We start from the raw sequence: 18,610 nt of genomic DNA, 5'->3' as shown, positions 1-18,610 counted from the left end.
AGGCAGATGAGGGGCCGGCTGTGACCGCGAGACAGGCAGACCGGATCAGCCGATCAGCAGGGCGTCGTCGTCGAGCGTCTGGCCGCGGATGCGGCGGAACATGGCGATCAGATCCTCGACCTGCAATTCCTTGCGGCTGTCGCCGGCGACGTCGAGTACGATCTCGCCGCCGTGCAGCATGATGGTGCGGTGGCCGTAATCGAGCGCCTGGCGCATCGAATGGGTGACCATCATCGTCGTCAGCTTGCGCTCCGAGACGATCTTCTGGGTGAGGTTCATCACGAACTCGGCCATGCCCGGGTCGAGCGCTGCGGTGTGCTCATCGAGCAGCAGCACTTCGGAACCCGCGAGCGTCGCCATGACCAGCGAAACCGCCTGGCGCTGGCCGCCGGAGAGCAGATCCATGCGATCGCCCATGCGGTTTTCAAGGCCGAGGTTGAGTTCGGCGATGCGCTCGCGGAAATGCTCGCGGCGCTTGGGGCCGAGCGCGGCAGTCAGGCCGCGCGCCTCGCCGCGCTTGGCGGCGAGTGCCAGGTTCTCCTCGATGGAGAGCGCGCCGCAGCTGCCGGTCAGCGGATCCTGGAAGACACGGGCGACGAGGCCGGCGCGGGCGGCGGTGCCCTTGCGGCTGACATCGGTCTTGCCGATCATCACCTGGCCTTCGCTCGGCAGCACATCGCCGGCGAGCACGCCGAGAAGTGTCGATTTGCCGGCGCCATTGGAGCCGATGACGGTGACGAAGGAGCCTTGTTCGATCGTCAGGCTAACGCCATTCAGCGCCTGCTTCTGCAGCGGCGTACCCTTGCCGAAGACGACCTGGATGTTGTTGACGCTGATCATGCCGCACCTCCACGACGCAGGCGGGGAAGGACGAGGGCGAAGGTGACGAGCGCGGCGGTGACGAAGTTAAGGTCGGAGGCCTGCAGCCCGAGCATGTCGGTCGACAGCGCCAACTGAATGGCGATGCGGTAGAGGATCGAGCCGAGCACGCAGCCGATCAGTGCGATCAGGATGCCGCGCGCGCCGAGCAGCGTCTCGCCGATAATGACGGCGGCAAGGCCGACGACGATGGTTCCGACGCCCGAGGTGACATCGGCGAAACCGTTGGTCTGGGCAAAGAGCGCACCGCCGAAGGCGACGAGCGCATTGGAGATCGCCATGCCCAGGTAGATCTGGCGGTTGGTGTCGACGCCTTGTGCGCGAGCCATGCGGGCATTGGCGCCAGTGGCACGCATCGCAAGACCGGCATCGCTTTCAAGGAAACGCCAGACCACGATGACGGCGATGACGACGAGCACGCCGATGAACAGCGGCCGGACGTAGAAATCACGAAGACCGAGACCGTAGAAGGGCGACAGCATCGTGTCGGCATTGATCAGCGCGACGTTCGGCTTGCCCATGACGCGAAGGTTGACCGAGAACAGCGCGATCATCGTCAGGATCGAGGCGAGCAGGTTGAGGATCTTGAAGCGCACATTGAGCATCGCTGTGACGATGCCGGCGGCAGCCCCCGCGACCATCGCCACGCAGGCGGCAAGCCATGGGTTGACGCCTGCAATGATCAGCACGGCGGTGACGGCGGCGCCCAGCGGAAACGATCCGTCGACGGTCAGGTCGGGGAAATCGAGTACCCGGAATGCAAGAAAGACGCCGACGGCAACAAAGGCGTAGACCAGCCCCAGTTCCACGGCTCCCCAGAAAGCGATTAGACTCAACCCCAGACCCTCTTTTCTACGTGTCGCGCGTGGTTGTCCTTATGGGCGCGACGCTCCCGCCTGGCACATGGGGCCATCTGTGGCCGGGCGCATGTGCGGCTTAGAACTTCGGAGCGGCCCCTCAATCCCAAGGATGCAGGCCCCTCATAGCGAACCGCCCCCGTATGGAACGGAGGCGGGCAAAACGCAACAAACTTGAACCTGAAAAGGCCGAAAGCCTTATTCAACGACGCGCGTTGCGCGCTTTACGACACTTTCCGGAAGGGTGACGCCCATTTTCTCGGCGGCCTTCTTGTTGATCACCAGGTCGGAACCGGCGGCGACCTTCACGGCGATGTCGCCGGGGTTTTCGCCCTTGAGGATGCGCACGACGACTTCGCCGGTCTGCTTGCCGACGTCGTAGTAGTTGAAGCCGAGGGCTGCGAGCGAGCCGCGGGCAACCGAATCCGTGTCGGCGGTGAAGAGCGGCAGCTTGGCTTCTTCAGCGACAGCGACGGCGCCTTCCAGCGCGGAGATGATCGTGTTGTCGGTGGGCACGTAGATCGCATCGGCGCGACCGACGAGGGCGCGGGCCGCACCCTGGACTTCAGCCGACTTGGTGGCGGCGGATTCGACGACGGTCAGGCCGGCCTTTTCGGCTTCGGTCTTGAGAACTGCAAGCAGCGAAACGGAGTTGGCTTCACCGGAATTGTAGAGATAGCCGATCGACTTGGCGTTCGGCAGGATCTCCTTGATCAGCGCCACGTGTTCGGCAACCGGCGACATGTCCGAGAGGCCGGTGACGTTGCCGCCGGGCTTTTCCATGTCCTTGACGAGCTGCGCGCCGAGCGGGTCGGAAACGGCGGTGAAGACGACCGGGATGTCGCGGGTCGAGGAAACGACCGCCTGGGCTGACGGCGTCGAGATCGGCACGATCACGTTCGGTGCCTCGCCGGCGAACTGGCGGGCGATCTGCGCAGCGGTTGCCGGGTTGCCTTGGGCCGACTCGTAGATGAACTTGAGGTTCTCGCCTTCCTTGTAGCCGGCGGCGGCCAGCGCATCCTTCACGCCGTCGCGGGCGGCATCGAGCGCCGGATGCTCGACGATCGCGGTCACGGCGACGGTCACCTCATCGGCACGGGCGGGCAGGGTGAATGCCACCGTGGCGGCAAGGGCGATGAGAAGTGAGCGCATGGGTTGTCCTCCAATTGATTTCCCGCTTTCTTAGGAAACCGGTGACATGAAATCAATCGATAGGAACTGCATCACCCATCAAAGTTCTTCATCGATCCCGCCGAGCCGGGACCGGAAAACCGCCGCGGGGCGGTCCGTCTCAGTCCTCGCCGTGATTGGCGATCATCATCGCCTCGAAGGCGAGGCGGTCGACCTTGCGCATGCGTTCGGAGTCCGACTTCAGCTGACCGCAGGCGGCGAGAATGTCGCGGCCGCGCGGGGTGCGGATCGGTGAGGCGTAGCCGGCCTGGTTGATGAAGTCGGCAAACTTCTCGATGTGCTCCCAGTCGGAACACTGGTAGTTGGTGCCCGGCCAGGGGTTGAAGGGGATGAGGTTGATCTTTGCCGGCACGCCCTTCAAGAGCTTCACCAGTTGCTTGGCGTCTTCGAGGCTGTCGTTGACGTCCTTCAGCATCACATATTCGAAGGTGATGCGGCGGGCGTTGGAAAGCCCCGGATAGGCGCGGCAGGCGTCCATCAGTTCCTTCAACGGGTACTTCTTGTTGATCGGCACCAGCATGTCGCGCAGGTCGTCGCGCACCGCATGCAGCGAGATCGCCAGCATGACGCCGATTTCCTCACCGGTGCGATAGATCTCCGGCACGATACCGGAGGTCGAAAGAGTGATGCGGCGCTTGGAGAGCGACAGGCCCTCGCCATCAGAGGCGATCAGCAGCGCGGTTTTCACCTGCTCGAAATTATAGAGCGGCTCGCCCATGCCCATCATGACGATGTTGGTGATCTTGCGGCCTTCGGCCGGAACGATCGCACCCTGCGGCGTGTCGCGTTCCGGGAAGTCGCCGAGCCGGTCGCGGGCGAGCAGCAGCTGCGCGAGGATTTCCTCGGCGGTCAGGTTGCGCACCAGCTTCTGCGTGCCGGTATGACAGAAGGAACAGGTGAGCGTGCAGCCGACCTGGCTTGAAATGCAGAGCGTGCCGCGGCCTTCCTCGGGAATGTAGACGGTCTCGATCTCGACCGGGCGGCCGGCGCCGCGAGCCGGGAAGCGCAACAGCCACTTGCGGGTGCCGTCGCCGGAGATCTGTTCCTCGACGATTTCGGGCCGGGCAATGGTGAAATGCTGCTTCAGCATCTCGCGCATGTCCTTCGACACGTTCGTCATGTGGTCGAAGTCGGAGACGCCGCGCACATAGAGCCAGTGCCAGAGTTGGCTGACACGCATCTTGACCTGGCGCTCGGGGATGCCCTTCTCGACCAGCGCCTTGGCCATGTCCTCGCGCAGAAGGCCGATCAGCGACGGCTTCTCCGCCTGCGGTGCCGTGCGCACCTGCGGCGCCTTAGCGATCTCCACCCGGTTCAGAATTTCAGTGGCTGCCATGCTCGTGATGTCCTGTCGTACGGGCGTGAGGCCGTCCGGAGAGCGGGTCCGGAGTTGGTCCTGATGCGCGAATTGAAATCGGTCGAGCCATCGAAAGCGGCCAATCAGGGCGCGGAGGCTCTCAAGTTGGGCCGCGCTTTAGCATTGTTTTGGCCAGGAGTCACGAGGCAGACCCTTTGAACGCAAAAGGCCGGCTTCGCAGCCGGCCCAATGTCTGGTTCTTCGCCATGGCTTTCACGCCTGTTGTGCCGCAAGACCGCTGCACACTGCGTGACATGCCTGGACTACTTGCAGGCTTCGATCTGCTTGAGCGCAGCCGAGATGCCCGAGAGCGAATAGGAGTAGGAGGTGGCCGTGCCTTTGCGCGACTTGGCGTTGACCGACATCGCCTTGCCGGTCTTCATCGCGGCGACGAGCGCCGGTTCTTCGGCCGCGTTTTCCACCCAGGCGGAGTTGCCCTTGGTGAACATCACGAAGGTGCGGCCGTCGATGACGACGTTGACCTTGGAGTTTTCCTGAAGGGGGTAGCCCATCATCGCCTGCGGCTCATAGCTGATGTTCTGGCCCGGGCGCTGGGACACGAGGAAGAAGATGTCGCCGTGGTCGACGCCGGCCGGGCTCTTTTCCTTCGGAACCGAGAGGACGTAGCAGACCTTGCCGCCGCCGGCGTTGTAGGAATAGGCGCCCCAGGCGTTGAACTGCTGGATGCGCGTCGGAGACTGAGCGGCAGCCATGCTGGCGGTTGCCAGAACGAGTGCGATTGCGGTTGCGATCTTTCTTACAAACATGAGGTCCTGCCGCTTTTCTTGCTTTTCGATCACCCGAAACAGGTCAGACGGGCGACGCGTAGTCATGATTTGATTTGTTTTGACTTAATTCAGGTTACCAAACCGTCAACGAAGGCTGAAAACCGCTGGTTTAGCCCCGAAATGGGGCGGTTTGCCCCATCTGCCCCAGCGTCTTTCACCCGATGATTCGCGGTGAGCGAACCAAGGGTCGATGCCGGATGCGCGTCGCCTCGGAATGCTGTTCCAGAAGGTTTCCTGCCCCAAGCCATTACATGGCGCCAGCCGCGCCTAACCGTGCGACCAGCGTCATTTGCAAGTCTATGCCACAAAGATTCGGGCAAGAGTTTGACTTTCGGGCAGGAATGGGGCGCCACAACCTGGCGGCCGGCTTTCAACATCAGCCCTCGGGCGTGTCGGCCAGCGTCTCGTCGGCCTTGGTATAGTGCGTTTCCTTGATCTGTCCGCTGATGGCGGCGAAGGCCGCGGTCAGCACCGCCACGTCGTCGGAGAAACCGACCACTGCCAGCACGTCGGGCAGGAAGTCGAGCGGCAGCACGAAATAAGCGAGCGCTGCGAGCAGAATGCCGCGGGTGCGTGTCGGCGTCTTCGGATCGATCGCGCAGTAATAGGCGGCGACGAGATCGCGGCTGAACGGGATCTGCCGGGCAGCGCGCCGAAAGGTCGGCCAGAAGCGTCGCTTCACGCGCTTTTCCCGGCGCTCCTGCTCGGATTCTTCGCCTGGCAAGAGAATTTCACCGATCTTGATGTCGTCCATCGTCCCGCTTCCGGCGCTCTAGCATTTTGATTCCAGAGCATCTTATCCGCTTTCCGCTTGAAAGCGGGATGCTCTGGCGTTTCTCAATATGGGGATCGGCCGTGCTATTTCAAATGATCCGGCATCCGGCCGGCCGCCGCCTTGTCCATGCGCGCCGCCAATTTGAAGTCGAGTTCCGTCAGCCCACCGGCATCATGGGTGGTCAGGGTTACGTCGACGCGATTGTAGACGTTGAACCATTCGGGATGATGGTTGAATTTTTCGGCGACGATCGCGCACTCGGTCATGAAACCGAAGGCTTCGACGAAGTTCTTGAAGCGGAACGCCTTCCAGATCGAGTTGCCGTCTTCGGCTCGCACCCAGCCTTCCATCTTGTGCAGGTTTTCGGCAATCGTTGCCTCGTCGAGCTTTTCCGCAGTCATCGTCTCTCTCCCACACATCGACCTGTTCGAAGGCCGAGCTGCTGCGTATAAATGCGCATCAATCTCCAGTCCTGTCGAAATTGAATAGCATGAAACCGGTCAGAGTTCTTTTCGTTTGTCTCGGCAATATCTGCCGGTCGCCGCTGGCCGAGGGTGTGCTGCGCGCATTGGCCGAGCAAAAGGGATTGGCACCAGCGCTGCAGGTGGATTCGGCCGGAACCGGTGCCTGGCACATCGGCGATCCGCCCGACAACCGCTCGATCCAGGCGGCGCGGCGGCGCGGGATCGACATCTCTGCGCTGCGCGGGCGCCAGGTTCGGCCGGACGATTTCCGGGATTTCGACCTGATCCTCGGCATGGACGAAAACAATGTCCGCACGCTCAAGCGCTTGGCGCCCGCCGATGCGGCCGAGAAGGTGCATCTCTTCCTCGACTATGCGTCCGCCCGCAATCAGGATGTCCCGGACCCCTATTACGAAGGGCCAGAAGCCTTCGAGGCGCTCTACCAGATGCTCGAAGCCGGGTGCTCGTCGTTGCTCGAAAGGTTCGGTGACCGCGCCTCGTGAAGCGGGAAGACCTCTTCCGTGAGGTATGGCCCGCCACCGACCGAGTCGCGCGATGACAGAAGCACGAAGCGCGAGACGGTGAAGAGCGAAGTCATGAAATTACCGCGTCCGGAGAGGTACTCGACCACATCCTCGACGCGGCTTGAGCGCAGCCGGGCGAGCGTCACATGCGGCGTGAATTTTCGCGGATCCGGCCCGAGCCCGAGCCGCTGGCAGATGCGCTCGATCTCGGCCTGAAGGGCGTACATTTCCGGGTGGTTGCTGACGCCGGCCCAGACGGAATGCGGCTTCTTCGAGCCGAAAGCGCCGGTGCCGGTCAGCTGCAGTTGGAATTCAGGACGTTCGATCCGATCGAGCTTGTCGATGATCTCGTCGGCGGTGCGCCAGTCGACGTCACCGATGAAGCGCAAGGTGATGTGGTAGTTCTCCACATCTATCCAGCGAGCTCCGGGAAGTCCTCCGCGCAGCAACGAAAGACTCATTGCTGCATTGCGCGGAATTTCGAGGGCGGTGAATAGTCTCGGCATGGCGAGCTCCCCGAATCTCTTGCAGATGTCTCAGCGAATCACGCATCGAGTCTGCACGCAACTAGTATTTGACACTTACGAATATTAACGTTCCCTTAACTGTGGACGATGTCATCACTCCGTCTTATTCAAGGTTGCCAGAAAGCGTTCGACGATAGGCAGTGCCTTCTCGACCATTACGCCGACGCCGTCGCCATTGGGATGCATGCCGTCTTCCAGCTTGAGCTTCGCCTCGGTCACTACGCCGTCGAGGAAGAACGGGTAGAGTTCCAGCCCATATTTTTCGGCAAGCTCCGGAAAGATCGGGTTGAAGCGGGCGGCATAGTCGGCGCCCATGTTCGGCGGTGCCATCATGCCCGCGAGCAGCACCGGGATGCCGCGGTCCTTGAGACGTGTAATCATCGCCTCGATGTTCTTGCGGGTCTCTTCCGGCGGGATACCACGCAGCGCATCGTTGGCGCCAAGCTCGAGGATCACGCCCTTCGTGCCATCGGGCACGGACCAGTCGATGCGGGCAAGACCGCCGGATGAGGTGTCGCCGGAAACGCCGGCGTTCGCGATCGTCACGTCCAGGCCCTTTTCCTTGAGCGCCTTTTCGAGCCGAGCGGGGAAGGCGTCCTGCGGCGGGAGCTGATAGCCCGCCATCAGGCTGTCGCCGAACCCCACGAGGCTGATCGTCTCGGCGCGTGCTGCCGATGATAACGCAATTGTCATCGTCAGTGCCAAGAAAACCCGTTGAAATCCTTTTAATGCCATGGGCCTGTTCCTAAATCCCGAATGCCGTTTCTGTTCCCCATTTCGTTCATATAGGGTTGTTTCGCTTGGCCAGCACCATCATCGAACTCAAAAACGCGGATCTGACGCTCGGGGAGGCGGCGGCCTCGGTGCACGTGCTGAAGGGCATGAGCCTCACGATCGATGCCGGCGAGTCCGTCGGGATCGTTGGTCCGTCGGGTTCGGGGAAGTCGACGTTGCTGATGGTGCTTGCCGGGCTCGAGCGGCTGGATAGCGGTGAGATCGTCATCGACGGTACGCCGTTGCATCGGCTTGACGAGGACCGGGTGGCGGACTTCCGCGGGCGCAACATCGGCATCGTCTTCCAGTCCTTCCACCTCATCCCCAACATGACCGCGCTCGAAAACGTCGCGGTGCCGCTCGAACTCGCCAATGTGGCCGGCGCCTTCGAGATCGCGCGCAAGGAACTCGTCGCCGTCGGTCTCGGCGAGCGGCTCAGCCACTATCCCGGCCAGCTTTCCGGCGGCGAACAGCAGCGCGTGGCGATCGCTCGCGCCTTGGCGCCTTCGCCGAAACTGCTAATCGCCGACGAGCCGACGGGCAACCTCGACGCCGAAACCGGACGCCAGATCGCCGATCTGCTTTTCGCCGAACAGCGTGACCGCGGCATGACACTCGTTCTCGTGACGCATGATGCGGCTCTTGCCGCACGTTGCGTGCGGCAAGTCCGCGTCCGCTCCGGCGAGATTGTCGCCGGCGGCGAGGCGGGGCCGCTTGCGGTGACGCCGCGCCAGGAGGCGGCCTCGGCATGAGCGGCGCGTCATCGGTTCGGCTGCGGCCGCTGCTTGCCCTTCGCCTGGCACTGCGCGAAATGCGCGGCGGGCTTAGAGGTTTCTACATTTTCCTCGCCTGCATCGCGCTCGGGACCGCGGCGATTGCCGGCGTCAATTCGCTGTCGCAATCGATCACCGCGACGATCGCGACGCAGGGGCAGGAACTGCTCGCCGGCGACATCCGCTTCGAGCTCAACAATCGCGTGGCGACCGCGGACGAGCGCGCCTATCTCGACAGTCTCGGAACCGTCGCGGTTTCCGCCGGCTTGCGGTCGATGGCGCGGTTGCCCGACGGATCCAACCAGGCGCTGGTCGAACTGAAGGCGATCGATGCCGCCTACCCGCTCTACGGCGCGCTGGAAAGCGAGCCGAGCCGTCCGCTGCATGAGCTTTTGGCGCGCGATGGCGAGACCTTTGGCGCCGTCGTGGCGCCGCTGCTGCTCGACCGTCTTGGCGTGCAGGTGGGAGATGAGATCCTTCTCGGCAACGCCAGGATCCGGATCTCCGGCACGATCGTGCGCGAGCCGGACGCCTTGTCCGACGGCTTCGGCTTTGCCCCCCGCCTGATGGTCTCGGCCGAGGCGCTGGCCGTGAGCGGCCTGGTGCAGACAGGAAGCCTTGTCGAGCACAGCTACAAGGTAAAGGTCGCGGGCCCGGCGCAGCTCGCGGCCATTCGCACCGACGCCGAGAAGCGCTTTCCGGCGGCCGGCTGGTCGATCCGCACCAGCGCCAACGCCGCGCCGTCATTGACGGCGAACATCACCCGCTTTTCGCAGTTCCTGACGCTTGTCGGGCTGACGGCGCTGATCGTCGGCGGCGTCGGCGTCGCCAACGCGGTGCGCGCCTATCTCGACCAGAAGCGCAGCGTGATCGCGACCTTCAAATGCCTGGGCGCTCCTGCCTCGCTGGTGGCGATGATCTATCTTGCGCAGATCCTGATGATCGCCTTGATCGGCATCGTGATCGGCCTGTTGCTTGGCATGCTGATCCCCTTCATCGCCGCGCAGTTCCTGGCAGATCTATTGCCGATCTCGACGGAGTTTCATCTCTATCCGGGGGCGCTCGGTCTCGCCGCGCTCTTCGGCGTGCTGACGGCACTGACCTTCGCCATCCTGCCGCTCGGGCGGGCGCGGGCCATTCCGGCAACCGCGCTCTTCCGCCAGCAGGGTTTCGACCCCTCCGGCTTTCCGGCATGGCCCTATTTGCTCGGCGCCGTCGCTTGTCTTGCCGCGCTCGCGGGGCTCGCGATCTGGACGGCCTACGACCGCTATATTTCGCTGGTGTTCCTGGGCGCGATCGCCTTTGCCTTCATTGTCCTGCGCGTCGTCGCGCTCGCGATCGCCTGGCTTGCGCGCCGCAGCCCGCGGGTCAACTCGCCGGCCCTCAGGCTGGCGATCGGCAACATCCATCGCCCCGGCGCACTCACGTCCTCGGTCGTGTTGTCGCTGGGTCTTGGGCTGGCGCTGCTTGTAACGTTGGCTCTGATCGACGGCAATCTGCGCCGCGAGCTTACCGGCAGCATGGCGGAGCGGGCGCCGAACTTCTTCTTTGTCGATATCCAGGGCAACGAGATCGAAGGCTTCCGCTCGGTGCTCAACCGGACGATCCCGAAGGGCAAGGTCATCGAGGTGCCGATGCTGCGTGGCCGGATCATTGCCTTCAACGGTGAGGACGTGAACAGCCGCAACGTGCCGCCCGGCGGCCAATGGGTGCTGCGCGGCGACCGCGGCATCACCTATGCCAAGAACAAGCCGGAGAACGCGACGCTTTCCGCGGGCACGTGGTGGCCGGCCGACTATAGTAGCGAGCCCCTGGTTTCCTTCTCGGCGGAAGAGGCCGGCGAACTCGGCCTGAAGATCGGCGACACCGTGACCGTCAACGTGCTTGGCCGCAACATCACCGCCAAGATCGCCAATTTCCGCAACGTCGAGTGGGAATCGCTTTCGATCAACTTCGTCATGGTGTTTTCGCCGAACACCTTCGCCGGTGCGCCGCATGCGTGGTTGGCAACGGTCATCGATCCGGCAGCGACGCCGGAAGAGGAGGCGGCGGTGCTGAAGGCCGTCACCAACGCCTATCCGACGATCACAAGCGTGCGGGTGAAGGATGCTCTCGACATCGTGAACGGGCTGCTTGGACAGTTGGCAACCGCCATCCGGGCGGCGGCCGCAGTGGCGCTCGTCGCCTCCGTCCTGGTGCTTGCCGGTGCGCTCGCCGCTGGCAACCGGGCGCGCGTCCACGACGCCGTGGTGCTGAAAACGCTGGGTGCGACGCGCGCGACCCTTATCCGGGCGTTCAGCTACGAATATGCCATTCTCGGCCTCGCAACGGCGGTTTTCGCCCTGTTTGCCGGCGGAGTTGCCGCTTGGTTCGTCGTCAGCCGCATCATGAAGTTGCCGTCAGACTTCCTGCCGGATGTCGCGATCCTGACCGTCGTCGGGGCGCTGGTGATGACCGTCGGCATCGGTCTTGCCGGTACCTGGCGTATTCTCGGGCAGAAGGCGGCGCCGGTCCTGCGGGAGCTTTGAGCGGTGAAGTTAACCGTAAATCCCTGTCGTGCATGCCGGAAACGGCCGGATGCGTTCGAATCCAGGGGCTTCGGGTCTTGTACGCAACGGGTTTCGGCATCATATTTATCCACAGGCATGCTGGAGCTCCGCAGCGGCGCCTGGGCGTGGAAGCCAGCCTTCCAAAGCGAGACTGTTCGCCGCCCGACACCGTAACTTCCACCGGAGCTTAAATGAGGAAACAATGGCTGATCTGAGAAACTACCAAACCCGAATGTCGCCCGCCGGCGCTCAGGCGGGTGCCGTGATCGATGAGGGCCTTCGCGCGTACATGCTGAAGGTCTACAACCTGATGGCCCTGGGCCTGGCGATCACCGGCGTGGCAGCTTACGGAACCTATGCGCTTGCCGCCTCCAATCCGGCATTCGCCCAGCTCATCTACGCTTCGCCCCTGAAGTGGGTCGTGATGCTGGCGCCGCTGGCGATGGTCTTCTTCATGAGCTTCCGCATTAATTCGATGAGCGTCTCCGCAGCACAGACGACGTTCTGGATCTATGCCGCCCTGATGGGCCTGTCTCTGTCGTCGATCTTCCTGGTCTTCACCGGCCAGAGCATCGTGCAGACGTTCTTCGTCACGGCCGCTTCGTTCGGCGCTCTGTCGCTCTACGGCTACACGACCAAGAAGGACCTGTCGGGCTTCGGCACGTTCCTGATCATGGGCCTCTTCGGCCTGATCATCGCGTCGCTCGTCAACATCTTCCTTGCTTCGTCGGCCCTCGGCTTCGCGATCTCCGTGATCGGTGTTCTGATCTTCGCTGGCCTCACCGCCTACGACACGCAGAAGATCAAGGAAATGTACTACGAAGCCGATGACAGCACCGTTGCCGGCCGCAAGGCGATCATGGGCGCGCTGACGCTCTACCTCGACTTCATCAACCTGTTCATGTTCCTGCTGCAGTTCATGGGCAACCGGAACAACTAAGCTTGAAACGAATAGCGGAAAAGGCGGCCTCGGCCGCCTTTTTTGTTGCCGGAAATAGTTGATCGCGTCCCGGCCCCCATGGGAGTAAAGGACGACGAAACCTCGAGATGCAGTTTACCGCCATGTCCCTGAGTCTGCGTGACGCCACCTTGGCCGACCTTCCTGCCATCGCAGCGATCTATCGCGAATCCGTACTGAACGGCGTCGCCACCTATGAGATCGAACCTCCTTCCGAAGCGGAGATGCGAAACCGCTTCGAGACGATCATCGGCAACGGCTACCCCTATGTGGTCGCATGCGATGGCAGCGGATCGATCGTCGGCTATGCCTATGCGTCCGCCTTCCGGACGCGCACGGCCTATCGCTTTCTGGTCGAGGATTCGATCTACCTGGCGCCGGAAGCGCGCGGCAAGGGTGCTGGCAAGGCGCTGCTCGTCGAACTCATTCGTCGTTGCACCGAGCTCGGCTTCCGGCAGATGGTTGCGGTGATCGGCGGTGCCCACCCGGCATCGATCGCCGTACACAGTTCGCTCGGCTTCGAGCATCAGGGCACGATGAAAGCGACCGGCTTCAAGCATGGCCGTTGGCTCGACACGGCGATCATGCAGCTCGCGCTTGGCGAGGGCCAGAAGAGCGATCCGCCGGAAGACGTCTATCCAGACACGCTCTATCAGAACTGATCGTCGCCTCGCGGACGCCCGACATGCGCTGATTGCAGTCGGCCGTCCCGGGGCGGGTCAAAGCCCTGCGTCGGAAGAGGTCGCCGCGCATCTCACCGGGACGCCGGTGCGGATCAGGTCTTAAGGCGCGTCGCGATCTTGCAGGTCCGCTCCCAGCGCTTCAAGCTTCTGATATTTCGCATGTCGTTATCGCAAAACCGCTGCGCACCTTTGCGCGGCATGCTTCAGGTTTCCACCAGCTTCAGGACCTTGTCGAACACCTTGAGCACCTGGGCGAGCTCGTGGCCGCGTTTCAGGATCGTGCCGTGAATGTTCAGCACGCTATAGGCGCCCTGTTTCGTCGACAGCTTCGGGTTCTTCTCGATCCGGTAGAGCGGCATTTCTCCCGAACGCTTGAACACCGAGAAGACCGCGCGGTCCTTCAGGTGGTCGATGGCGTAGTCCCGCCATTCGCCTTCGCCGACCATTCGACCGTAGACCCAAAGGATTTGGTCCAACTCGCGGCGATGGAAAGTGATGGGGGGAGGGTTCTTGGCGTTCTTGTATTCGTGAAGATGGACGACCACTTCGGAAGTGATCTCGCGCTGATGGCGCGCCTCGCCTTGCGGCAAATCCGGCTCATCGGTCATCGGCAATCCGGCCTTCTGTTGTGACAGAACGATAACAGTGTGCCTGACGTGAGCCGAAAAGCAAGCCGGAAGCCGTTGGACGAAGAGGGCATTTCTTACCTCTGCCCCATTTCAGTCAAATCGCCGCCCCAATTCACCGCAAAACTCGCGAGCGCTGACGGACAGAGTCGTTGCCACCGTATGTCCGGTCAGGTCGTCATGCTGCGGGAGTTCACCGAACGCAGCCATGGCCGGTTCGGTCCGGTAACTTCGAACCCTCAGCCCCAGCCCCTCGATGCTGCCGGGCCGAACCACCCCCTTGCGCCGCGCCCGCTTACAATTTGCCTTGCGGGCCGGCGAGCACGGCCGTGGCGCCGATGATCGCGCCCGGCGTTTCCTTGTCCTTCATCGATTGCAAGAGAACGGCACAGCCGCTGTTGCCGGGCCGCTCGGTCAGAACCGTTGCGGGAAGGGTGAAGGTTGCCGGCTTTCCGTCCCACATGCCGATCGTCTGAATGTCGCGCACGGCATGCCAGTAGGGGATTTCCTTGCCGCTGTTCTCCCCCTTCTCCATCTTCACCACTTTCGCGCGGTCGAAATAGACGACGACGACGTTCGCCTTGCCGATGCCGCTACCGACGTTGATCTGGATTTCTTCGCCCTCAATCTTCGCCTCGACGGGAACGGCAAGCCCCTTGCCTTCGGCCTTCATCGTCTCCAGCCGCGTCTTGATCGCCTGAAGATTGCCGCCGTTGACATGGTCGCGCCCGTTCAGGATCGCCTGGGGCGTATAGACGCCATTGCGGCCGAGCATGCGCGCATAGGCGTATTGCCGTTCGGTATTTTCCTTGGAGGCCAGGGTGTCCGCCCAACCGAGATAGTTCCAGTAGTCGACATGGTAGGCGAGCGCCACGACGTCACCGCCATCGACAAGGGCCTTCAGTGCCGCATCGGCCGGCGGGCAGGAGGAACAGCCCTGGCTGGTGAACAGTTCCACGACGCCTTTGATCACCTGTCCGTCCTGTGCCCCGGCCGGTGCACCAGCGGCTGCGAACAGCCCGAAAGCCAGTGCAAAAGGGCGAATGAAAGAACGGTCTGCGGATGTCATGGCGTCACTTCGTTGGGGGCCGTCGGCCTACTCCTTATGGGGGAGTTCATTACATACGCCGGCCACGCATCAACGGGAAGTCACGTTGGAGTGAGGTGACGGGTGAGCACGGGCTTGTGTTGGGACGTTTTGGGATTTGACGACCAAAGAAAGAGCCGGGGCGCCTTTCGACGTCCCGGCTCCAATGCTTCGCGATGGTCTGGCGATCAGGCGGCGAGGTCGCGCAGAACCGTCTGCAGGATGCCGCCGTTGTTGACGTAGGTCACTTCGTCCAGCGTATCGATCCGGCAGATCAGCGGAATTTCCTTCACGCTGCCGTCGCCATAGGTGACCTTGGCAACGCGCTTTTCGCGCGGCTGGACATTGGCGAGGTTGTCGATGGTGACGATTTCATCGCCCTTGAGGCCCAGCGATTCCCAGGTCGTGCCCTCTTCGAAGACGAAGGGGATGACGCCCATGCCGACCAGGTTCGAGCGGTGGATACGCTCGAAGGACTGCGCGACGACGGCCTTGACGCCGAGCAGGTTGGTGCCCTTCGCAGCCCAGTCGCGCGACGAACCGTTGCCGTACTCGACGCCGGCGAAGATGACGAGCGGAACGCCCTCTTCCTTGTACTGCATGGCGGCGTCGTAGATCGACATCTCTTCCTTCGACGGATAGTGGATGGTGTAGCCACCTTCCTTGCCGTTCGGGCCGAGCATGTGGTTGCGGATGCGGATGTTGGCAAAGGTGCCGCGCATCATCACCTCATGGTTGCCGCGACGCGTACCGTACTGGTTGAAGTCGGCAACGCCGACGCCATGACCGATGAGGTAGGCACCAGCCGGCGAGGCTGCCTTGATCGAACCGGCCGGCGAGATGTGGTCGGTGGTGATCTTGTCGCCGAACAGGCCGAGGACGCGCGCGCCCTTGATGTCGGAGATGCCGGAGCCGGACTTGCCCATGCCGACGAAGTAGGGCGGGTTCTGCACGTAGGTCGAGCCATCGTCCCAGGCGTAGGTCTGGCCCGGAGGAACCTGAACGGCCTGCCAGTTTTCGTCGCCCTTGAAGACGTCCGCGTACTTGGTCGCGTAGAGTTCGCGGGTGACGTACTTGAAGATGAACTCCTGGATTTCCTTGGAGGTCGGCCAGATGTCCTTGAGGAAGACCGGGTTGCCGTCCTTGTCTTCGCCGAGCGGTTCGTTGGTCAGGTCCTTCTGGACCGTACCGGCGAGTGCATAGGCGACGACGAGCGGCGGCGAGGCGAGGTAGTTTGCCTGGACGTCCGGCGAGATACGGCCTTCGAAGTTGCGGTTGCCGGAGAGAACGCCGGCGGCGATCAGGCCCTTGTCGTTGATCGTCTTCGAGATCGGCGCCGGCAGCGGACCGGAGTTGCCGATGCAGGTGGTGCAGCCGAAGCCGACGAGGTTGAAGCCGAGCGCGTCGAGGTCCTTCTGCAGGCCGGACTTGGCCAGGTACTCACCGACGACCTGCGATCCCGGTGCGAGCGAGGTCTTGACCCAGGGCTTGGACTTCAGGCCCTTGGCAACGGCGTTGCGGGCGAGCAGGCCGGCGGCGATCAGAACCGACGGGTTGGAGGTGTTGGTGCACGACGTGATCGCAGCGATGGCAACGTCGCCATGGCCGAGATCGAAATCGGTGCCTTCTACGGCGTAGCGGTTCGAAAGCTGGCCCGGCTTCTTGTAGTCGCCTTCGAGTGCGGTTGCGAAGCCCGACGCGATGCTTTCGAGCGGGATGCGGCCTTCCGGACGCTTCGGGCCGGCCATGGCAGGTACGACGTCGCCGAGGTCGAGTTCCAGCGTGTCGGTAAAGACAAGCTCCGAGCCGTCACCGTCGCGCCACATGCCCTGGGCCTTGGAATAGGCTTCGACGAGCGAAATGCGCTGCTCTTCGCGGCCGGACATGGTGAGGTAGTTGATGGTTTCGCTGTCGACCGGGAAGAAGCCGCAGGTCGCGCCGTATTCCGGACCCATGTTGCCGATGGTGGCGCGGTCGGCGAGCGTCATGTTGTCGAGGCCCGGGCCGAAGAATTCGACGAACTTCGAAACCACGCCCTTCTTGCGCAGCATCTGAACGACCATGAGCACGAGGTCGGTCGCGGTGACGCCCTCTTTCAGCTTGCCCGTCAGCTTGAAGCCGATGACCTCAGGCAGAAGCATGGAGACCGGCTGGCCGAGCATCGCGGCTTCAGCTTCGATACCGCCAACGCCCCAGCCGAGAACGCCAAGGCCGTTGATCATGGTGGTGTGGCTGTCGGTGCCGACGCAGGTATCCGGGTAGGCGGTGATTTCGCCGTCTTCTTCACGGGTCCACACGGTCTGGCCCAGATATTCCAGATTGACCTGGTGACAGATGCCGGTGCCGGGCGGCACGACGCGGAAGTTCTTGAACGCCTGCTGGCCCCACTTCAGGAAGCGGTAGCGCTCGCCGTTGCGCTGGTATTCCAGCTCGACGTTGCGGGCAAAGGCGTTCGGCGTGCCGAATTCGTCGACGATGACGGAGTGGTCGATGACGAGGTCGACGGGAACGAGCGGGTTGATCTTTTCCGGGTCGCCGCCGAGCGAGACCATGGCGTCGCGCATTGCAGCGAGGTCGACCACGGCGGGAACGCCGGTGAAGTCCTGCATCAGCACGCGGGCCGGGCGGTAGGCGATTTCGTTTTCAGCCGTGCCCTTGTCGTTGAGCCAGGCGGCAACGTTCTCGATGTCCTTCTTGGTGACGGAGCGGCCGTCTTCATTGCGCAGCAGGTTCTCGAGCAGAACCTTCATCGAGTAGGGCAGCTTGGAAACGCCGGCGAGACCGTTCGCCTCCGCCTTCGGCAGGCTGTAATAGACGTAGTCCACACCGTTGACGGTGAGCGTGGAGCGACAATTGAAGCTGTCTAGGGATTTGGACACTGGATAATACCCCGTTCCGTCTGATCGCCAAAAACTGACGTACGAACGCCCGAGCGCAATGAAGCGCGAATTGGGATGCGGGTGCGGCCATTTCCGCTGTCCGTACGTGGAAATTCATTCCATGTTCGGCGCTAGGATGAAATTCACGCCGACCGCTGGCGTGTTGGCCGCCTTATAGATAATTTCTCCAAAACGTGCCAGAGCAACGAAGGTCCAATTGGAACTTTTTTTGCTCTGCGGAAGACACGCGAAGGGAAGTCTAATATTCATGCGCCTGCTGGCTGAAGGTTTGAGTGCGAAGCGCGGCGAGGATCTGATTTTTAACGATATTTCCTTTGCGCTCGATACCGGTGAGGCCCTTGTGGTGACGGGTCCGAACGGCTCGGGAAAGTCGACTTTGCTGCGGGTTCTGGCCGGGTTGCTGAGCCCCGAAAGCGGACATTTGAAACTTGAGAACGCCCCCCCAGAAATAGCTCACCCATCGGAGCTCAGCCACTATCTCGGGCATCGCAACGCGATGAAGCGCGAATTGACCGTCGCAGAAAATCTTTCCTTCTGGCAGCGTTTCATGGGCGATTCGCCCGGCGGCGTCGGAATCGCTCTTACCGAGGCGGTCGAAGCGGTCGGCCTGCCTGATATCGCGCATCTGCCCTTCGGATATCTCTCGGCCGGTCAGCAACGCCGCATGGCGATGGCGAAGCTGCTCGTCGCCCATCGCCCGATCTGGATTCTCGACGAGCCGACCGCGGCACTCGACGCCGGCGCCGATCGGCTGTTTGCCGACCTGGTAAAGGCGCATCTCGGGAAGGGCGGCATCGTGATCGCAGCGACGCATCAACCGCTGGGGCTCGATCAAACGAGGGAATTGCACATGAAGGGCTTCGAGCATTTCGCGGGAGGGCTCTGGCATGATGCGTAA

18 protein-coding genes are annotated in these 18,610 nt (G+C 62.6%); 6 read left to right on the top strand and 12 right to left on the bottom strand.

Annotated features, from left to right (window positions below):
• Window positions 1–45: 45 nt before the first annotated feature.
• The 7 genes from AC3WWH_RS11615 to AC3WWH_RS11585 all read right to left on the bottom strand — a co-directional run bounded on the left by AC3WWH_RS11615 (window position 46) and on the right by AC3WWH_RS11585 (window position 6,248).
• Complete coding sequence (locus tag AC3WWH_RS11615) at window positions 46–840, bottom strand: ABC transporter ATP-binding protein (protein WP_058321678.1); 795 nt, start codon at window positions 838–840, stop codon at window positions 46–48.
• Window positions 837–1,715, bottom strand: a complete 879-nt coding sequence (locus AC3WWH_RS11610) for an ABC transporter permease (protein WP_057254900.1) — start codon at window positions 1,713–1,715, stop codon at window positions 837–839. The genes AC3WWH_RS11615 and AC3WWH_RS11610 overlap by 4 nt, the downstream gene beginning before the upstream one ends.
• A gap of 219 nt (window positions 1,716–1,934) precedes the next feature.
• Window positions 1,935–2,888, bottom strand: coding sequence for an ABC transporter substrate-binding protein (locus AC3WWH_RS11605; protein ID WP_058321679.1), 954 nt, complete (start codon window positions 2,886–2,888; stop codon window positions 1,935–1,937).
• Window positions 2,889–3,027: 139 nt separating this feature from the next.
• Complete coding sequence (gene rlmN / locus AC3WWH_RS11600) at window positions 3,028–4,263, bottom strand: dual-specificity RNA methyltransferase RlmN (RefSeq protein ID WP_058321680.1); 1,236 nt, start codon at window positions 4,261–4,263, stop codon at window positions 3,028–3,030.
• A gap of 284 nt (window positions 4,264–4,547) precedes the next feature.
• Window positions 4,548–5,051 carry an invasion associated locus B family protein gene (locus AC3WWH_RS11595; protein WP_057255088.1) on the bottom strand — a complete coding sequence of 168 codons (504 nt, stop codon included), beginning with the start codon at window positions 5,049–5,051 and terminating at the stop codon, window positions 4,548–4,550.
• Between the two features lie 397 nt (window positions 5,052–5,448).
• Window positions 5,449–5,826 carry a YkvA family protein gene (locus AC3WWH_RS11590; protein WP_057254903.1) on the bottom strand — a complete coding sequence of 126 codons (378 nt, stop codon included), beginning with the start codon at window positions 5,824–5,826 and terminating at the stop codon, window positions 5,449–5,451.
• A 104-nt stretch (window positions 5,827–5,930) separates the two neighbouring features.
• Complete coding sequence (locus AC3WWH_RS11585) at window positions 5,931–6,248, bottom strand: 4a-hydroxytetrahydrobiopterin dehydratase (protein WP_057254904.1); 318 nt, start codon at window positions 6,246–6,248, stop codon at window positions 5,931–5,933.
• A gap of 89 nt (window positions 6,249–6,337) precedes the next feature.
• Here AC3WWH_RS11585 and AC3WWH_RS11580 point away from each other — a divergent pair, with 89 nt between their 5' ends.
• Window positions 6,338–6,814: a low molecular weight protein-tyrosine-phosphatase gene (locus tag AC3WWH_RS11580; protein ID WP_057254905.1), complete on the top strand. Its 477-nt coding sequence runs from the start codon at window positions 6,338–6,340 to the stop codon at window positions 6,812–6,814.
• Here AC3WWH_RS11580 and thpR read toward each other — a convergent pair.
• Together thpR and AC3WWH_RS11570 are read right to left on the bottom strand one after the other, a co-directional pair.
• On the bottom strand, window positions 6,751–7,341 hold the full coding sequence (gene thpR, locus AC3WWH_RS11575; RefSeq protein WP_057254906.1) for an RNA 2',3'-cyclic phosphodiesterase: 591 nt from the start codon (window positions 7,339–7,341) through the stop codon (window positions 6,751–6,753). The two genes, AC3WWH_RS11580 and thpR, sit on opposite strands and share 64 nt — an antisense overlap.
• Window positions 7,342–7,455: 114 nt before the next feature.
• Window positions 7,456–8,097 (bottom strand): arylesterase, encoded by a 642-nt coding sequence (locus AC3WWH_RS11570; protein ID WP_057254907.1) that lies wholly within the window; start codon window positions 8,095–8,097, stop codon window positions 7,456–7,458.
• 65 nt (window positions 8,098–8,162) lie between these two features.
• On the opposite strand from AC3WWH_RS11570, the gene AC3WWH_RS11565 reads away from it, so the two are divergent.
• The 4 genes from AC3WWH_RS11565 (at window position 8,163) to AC3WWH_RS11550 (ending at window position 13,078) form a co-directional block, all read left to right on the top strand.
• Window positions 8,163–8,888: an ABC transporter ATP-binding protein gene (locus AC3WWH_RS11565; RefSeq protein WP_057255089.1), complete on the top strand. Its 726-nt coding sequence runs from the start codon at window positions 8,163–8,165 to the stop codon at window positions 8,886–8,888.
• Complete coding sequence (locus tag AC3WWH_RS11560) at window positions 8,885–11,437, top strand: ABC transporter permease (protein ID WP_058321681.1); 2,553 nt, start codon at window positions 8,885–8,887, stop codon at window positions 11,435–11,437. Before AC3WWH_RS11565 ends, AC3WWH_RS11560 begins: the two co-directional genes overlap by 4 nt.
• A 223-nt stretch (window positions 11,438–11,660) precedes the next feature.
• Window positions 11,661–12,398 carry a Bax inhibitor-1/YccA family protein gene (locus tag AC3WWH_RS11555; protein WP_058321682.1) on the top strand — a complete coding sequence of 246 codons (738 nt, stop codon included), beginning with the start codon at window positions 11,661–11,663 and terminating at the stop codon, window positions 12,396–12,398.
• Window positions 12,399–12,520: 122 nt separating this feature from the next.
• Window positions 12,521–13,078: a GNAT family N-acetyltransferase gene (locus AC3WWH_RS11550; protein WP_058321793.1), complete on the top strand. Its 558-nt coding sequence runs from the start codon at window positions 12,521–12,523 to the stop codon at window positions 13,076–13,078.
• A gap of 224 nt (window positions 13,079–13,302) precedes the next feature.
• Here the strand turns inward: AC3WWH_RS11550 and AC3WWH_RS11545 are convergent, their stop codons facing one another.
• From AC3WWH_RS11545 to acnA, 3 genes are all read right to left on the bottom strand, one after another.
• The gene (locus AC3WWH_RS11545) at window positions 13,303–13,707 is read right to left on the bottom strand and encodes a DUF2794 domain-containing protein (RefSeq protein WP_057254910.1); all 405 of its coding nucleotides are present in this window, start codon (window positions 13,705–13,707) and stop codon (window positions 13,303–13,305) included.
• A gap of 313 nt (window positions 13,708–14,020) precedes the next feature.
• Window positions 14,021–14,794: a DUF1223 domain-containing protein gene (locus AC3WWH_RS11540; protein WP_082616169.1), complete on the bottom strand. Its 774-nt coding sequence runs from the start codon at window positions 14,792–14,794 to the stop codon at window positions 14,021–14,023.
• Window positions 14,795–15,000: 206 nt separating this feature from the next.
• A complete protein-coding gene (acnA, locus tag AC3WWH_RS11535) occupies window positions 15,001–17,691 on the bottom strand; it encodes an aconitate hydratase AcnA (RefSeq protein ID WP_058321683.1) in 2,691 nt (896 codons plus the stop codon).
• A gap of 268 nt (window positions 17,692–17,959) precedes the next feature.
• Here acnA and ccmA point away from each other — a divergent pair, with 268 nt between their 5' ends.
• Window positions 17,960–18,610, top strand: coding sequence for a heme ABC exporter ATP-binding protein CcmA (gene ccmA / locus AC3WWH_RS11530; RefSeq protein ID WP_057254912.1), 651 nt, complete (start codon window positions 17,960–17,962; stop codon window positions 18,608–18,610).

Source organism: Ensifer sp. EB106-03-01-XG145 (genome assembly GCF_058792075.1).
This window is presented reverse-complemented; position numbering and strand designations above follow the sequence as displayed.

Coding starts and splice junctions, on each gene's coding strand:
- AC3WWH_RS11615 (WP_058321678.1), bottom strand. CDS start 840: ATGATCAGCGTCAACAACATCCAGGTCGTCTTCGGCAAGGGTACGCCG.
- AC3WWH_RS11605 (WP_058321679.1), bottom strand. CDS start 2,888: ATGCGCTCACTTCTCATCGCCCTTGCCGCCACGGTGGCATTCACCCTG.
- rlmN (WP_058321680.1), bottom strand. CDS start 4,263: ATGGCAGCCACTGAAATTCTGAACCGGGTGGAGATCGCTAAGGCGCCG.
- AC3WWH_RS11595 (WP_057255088.1), bottom strand. CDS start 5,051: ATGTTTGTAAGAAAGATCGCAACCGCAATCGCACTCGTTCTGGCAACC.
- AC3WWH_RS11590 (WP_057254903.1), bottom strand. CDS start 5,826: ATGGACGACATCAAGATCGGTGAAATTCTCTTGCCAGGCGAAGAATCC.
- AC3WWH_RS11585 (WP_057254904.1), bottom strand. CDS start 6,248: ATGACTGCGGAAAAGCTCGACGAGGCAACGATTGCCGAAAACCTGCAC.
- AC3WWH_RS11580 (WP_057254905.1), top strand. CDS start 6,338: ATGAAACCGGTCAGAGTTCTTTTCGTTTGTCTCGGCAATATCTGCCGG.
- thpR (WP_057254906.1), bottom strand. CDS start 7,341: ATGCCGAGACTATTCACCGCCCTCGAAATTCCGCGCAATGCAGCAATG.
- AC3WWH_RS11570 (WP_057254907.1), bottom strand. CDS start 8,097: ATGGCATTAAAAGGATTTCAACGGGTTTTCTTGGCACTGACGATGACA.
- AC3WWH_RS11560 (WP_058321681.1), top strand. CDS start 8,885: ATGAGCGGCGCGTCATCGGTTCGGCTGCGGCCGCTGCTTGCCCTTCGC.
- AC3WWH_RS11555 (WP_058321682.1), top strand. CDS start 11,661: ATGGCTGATCTGAGAAACTACCAAACCCGAATGTCGCCCGCCGGCGCT.
- AC3WWH_RS11550 (WP_058321793.1), top strand. CDS start 12,521: ATGTCCCTGAGTCTGCGTGACGCCACCTTGGCCGACCTTCCTGCCATC.
- AC3WWH_RS11545 (WP_057254910.1), bottom strand. CDS start 13,707: ATGACCGATGAGCCGGATTTGCCGCAAGGCGAGGCGCGCCATCAGCGC.
- AC3WWH_RS11540 (WP_082616169.1), bottom strand. CDS start 14,794: ATGACATCCGCAGACCGTTCTTTCATTCGCCCTTTTGCACTGGCTTTC.
- ccmA (WP_057254912.1), top strand. CDS start 17,960: ATGCGCCTGCTGGCTGAAGGTTTGAGTGCGAAGCGCGGCGAGGATCTG.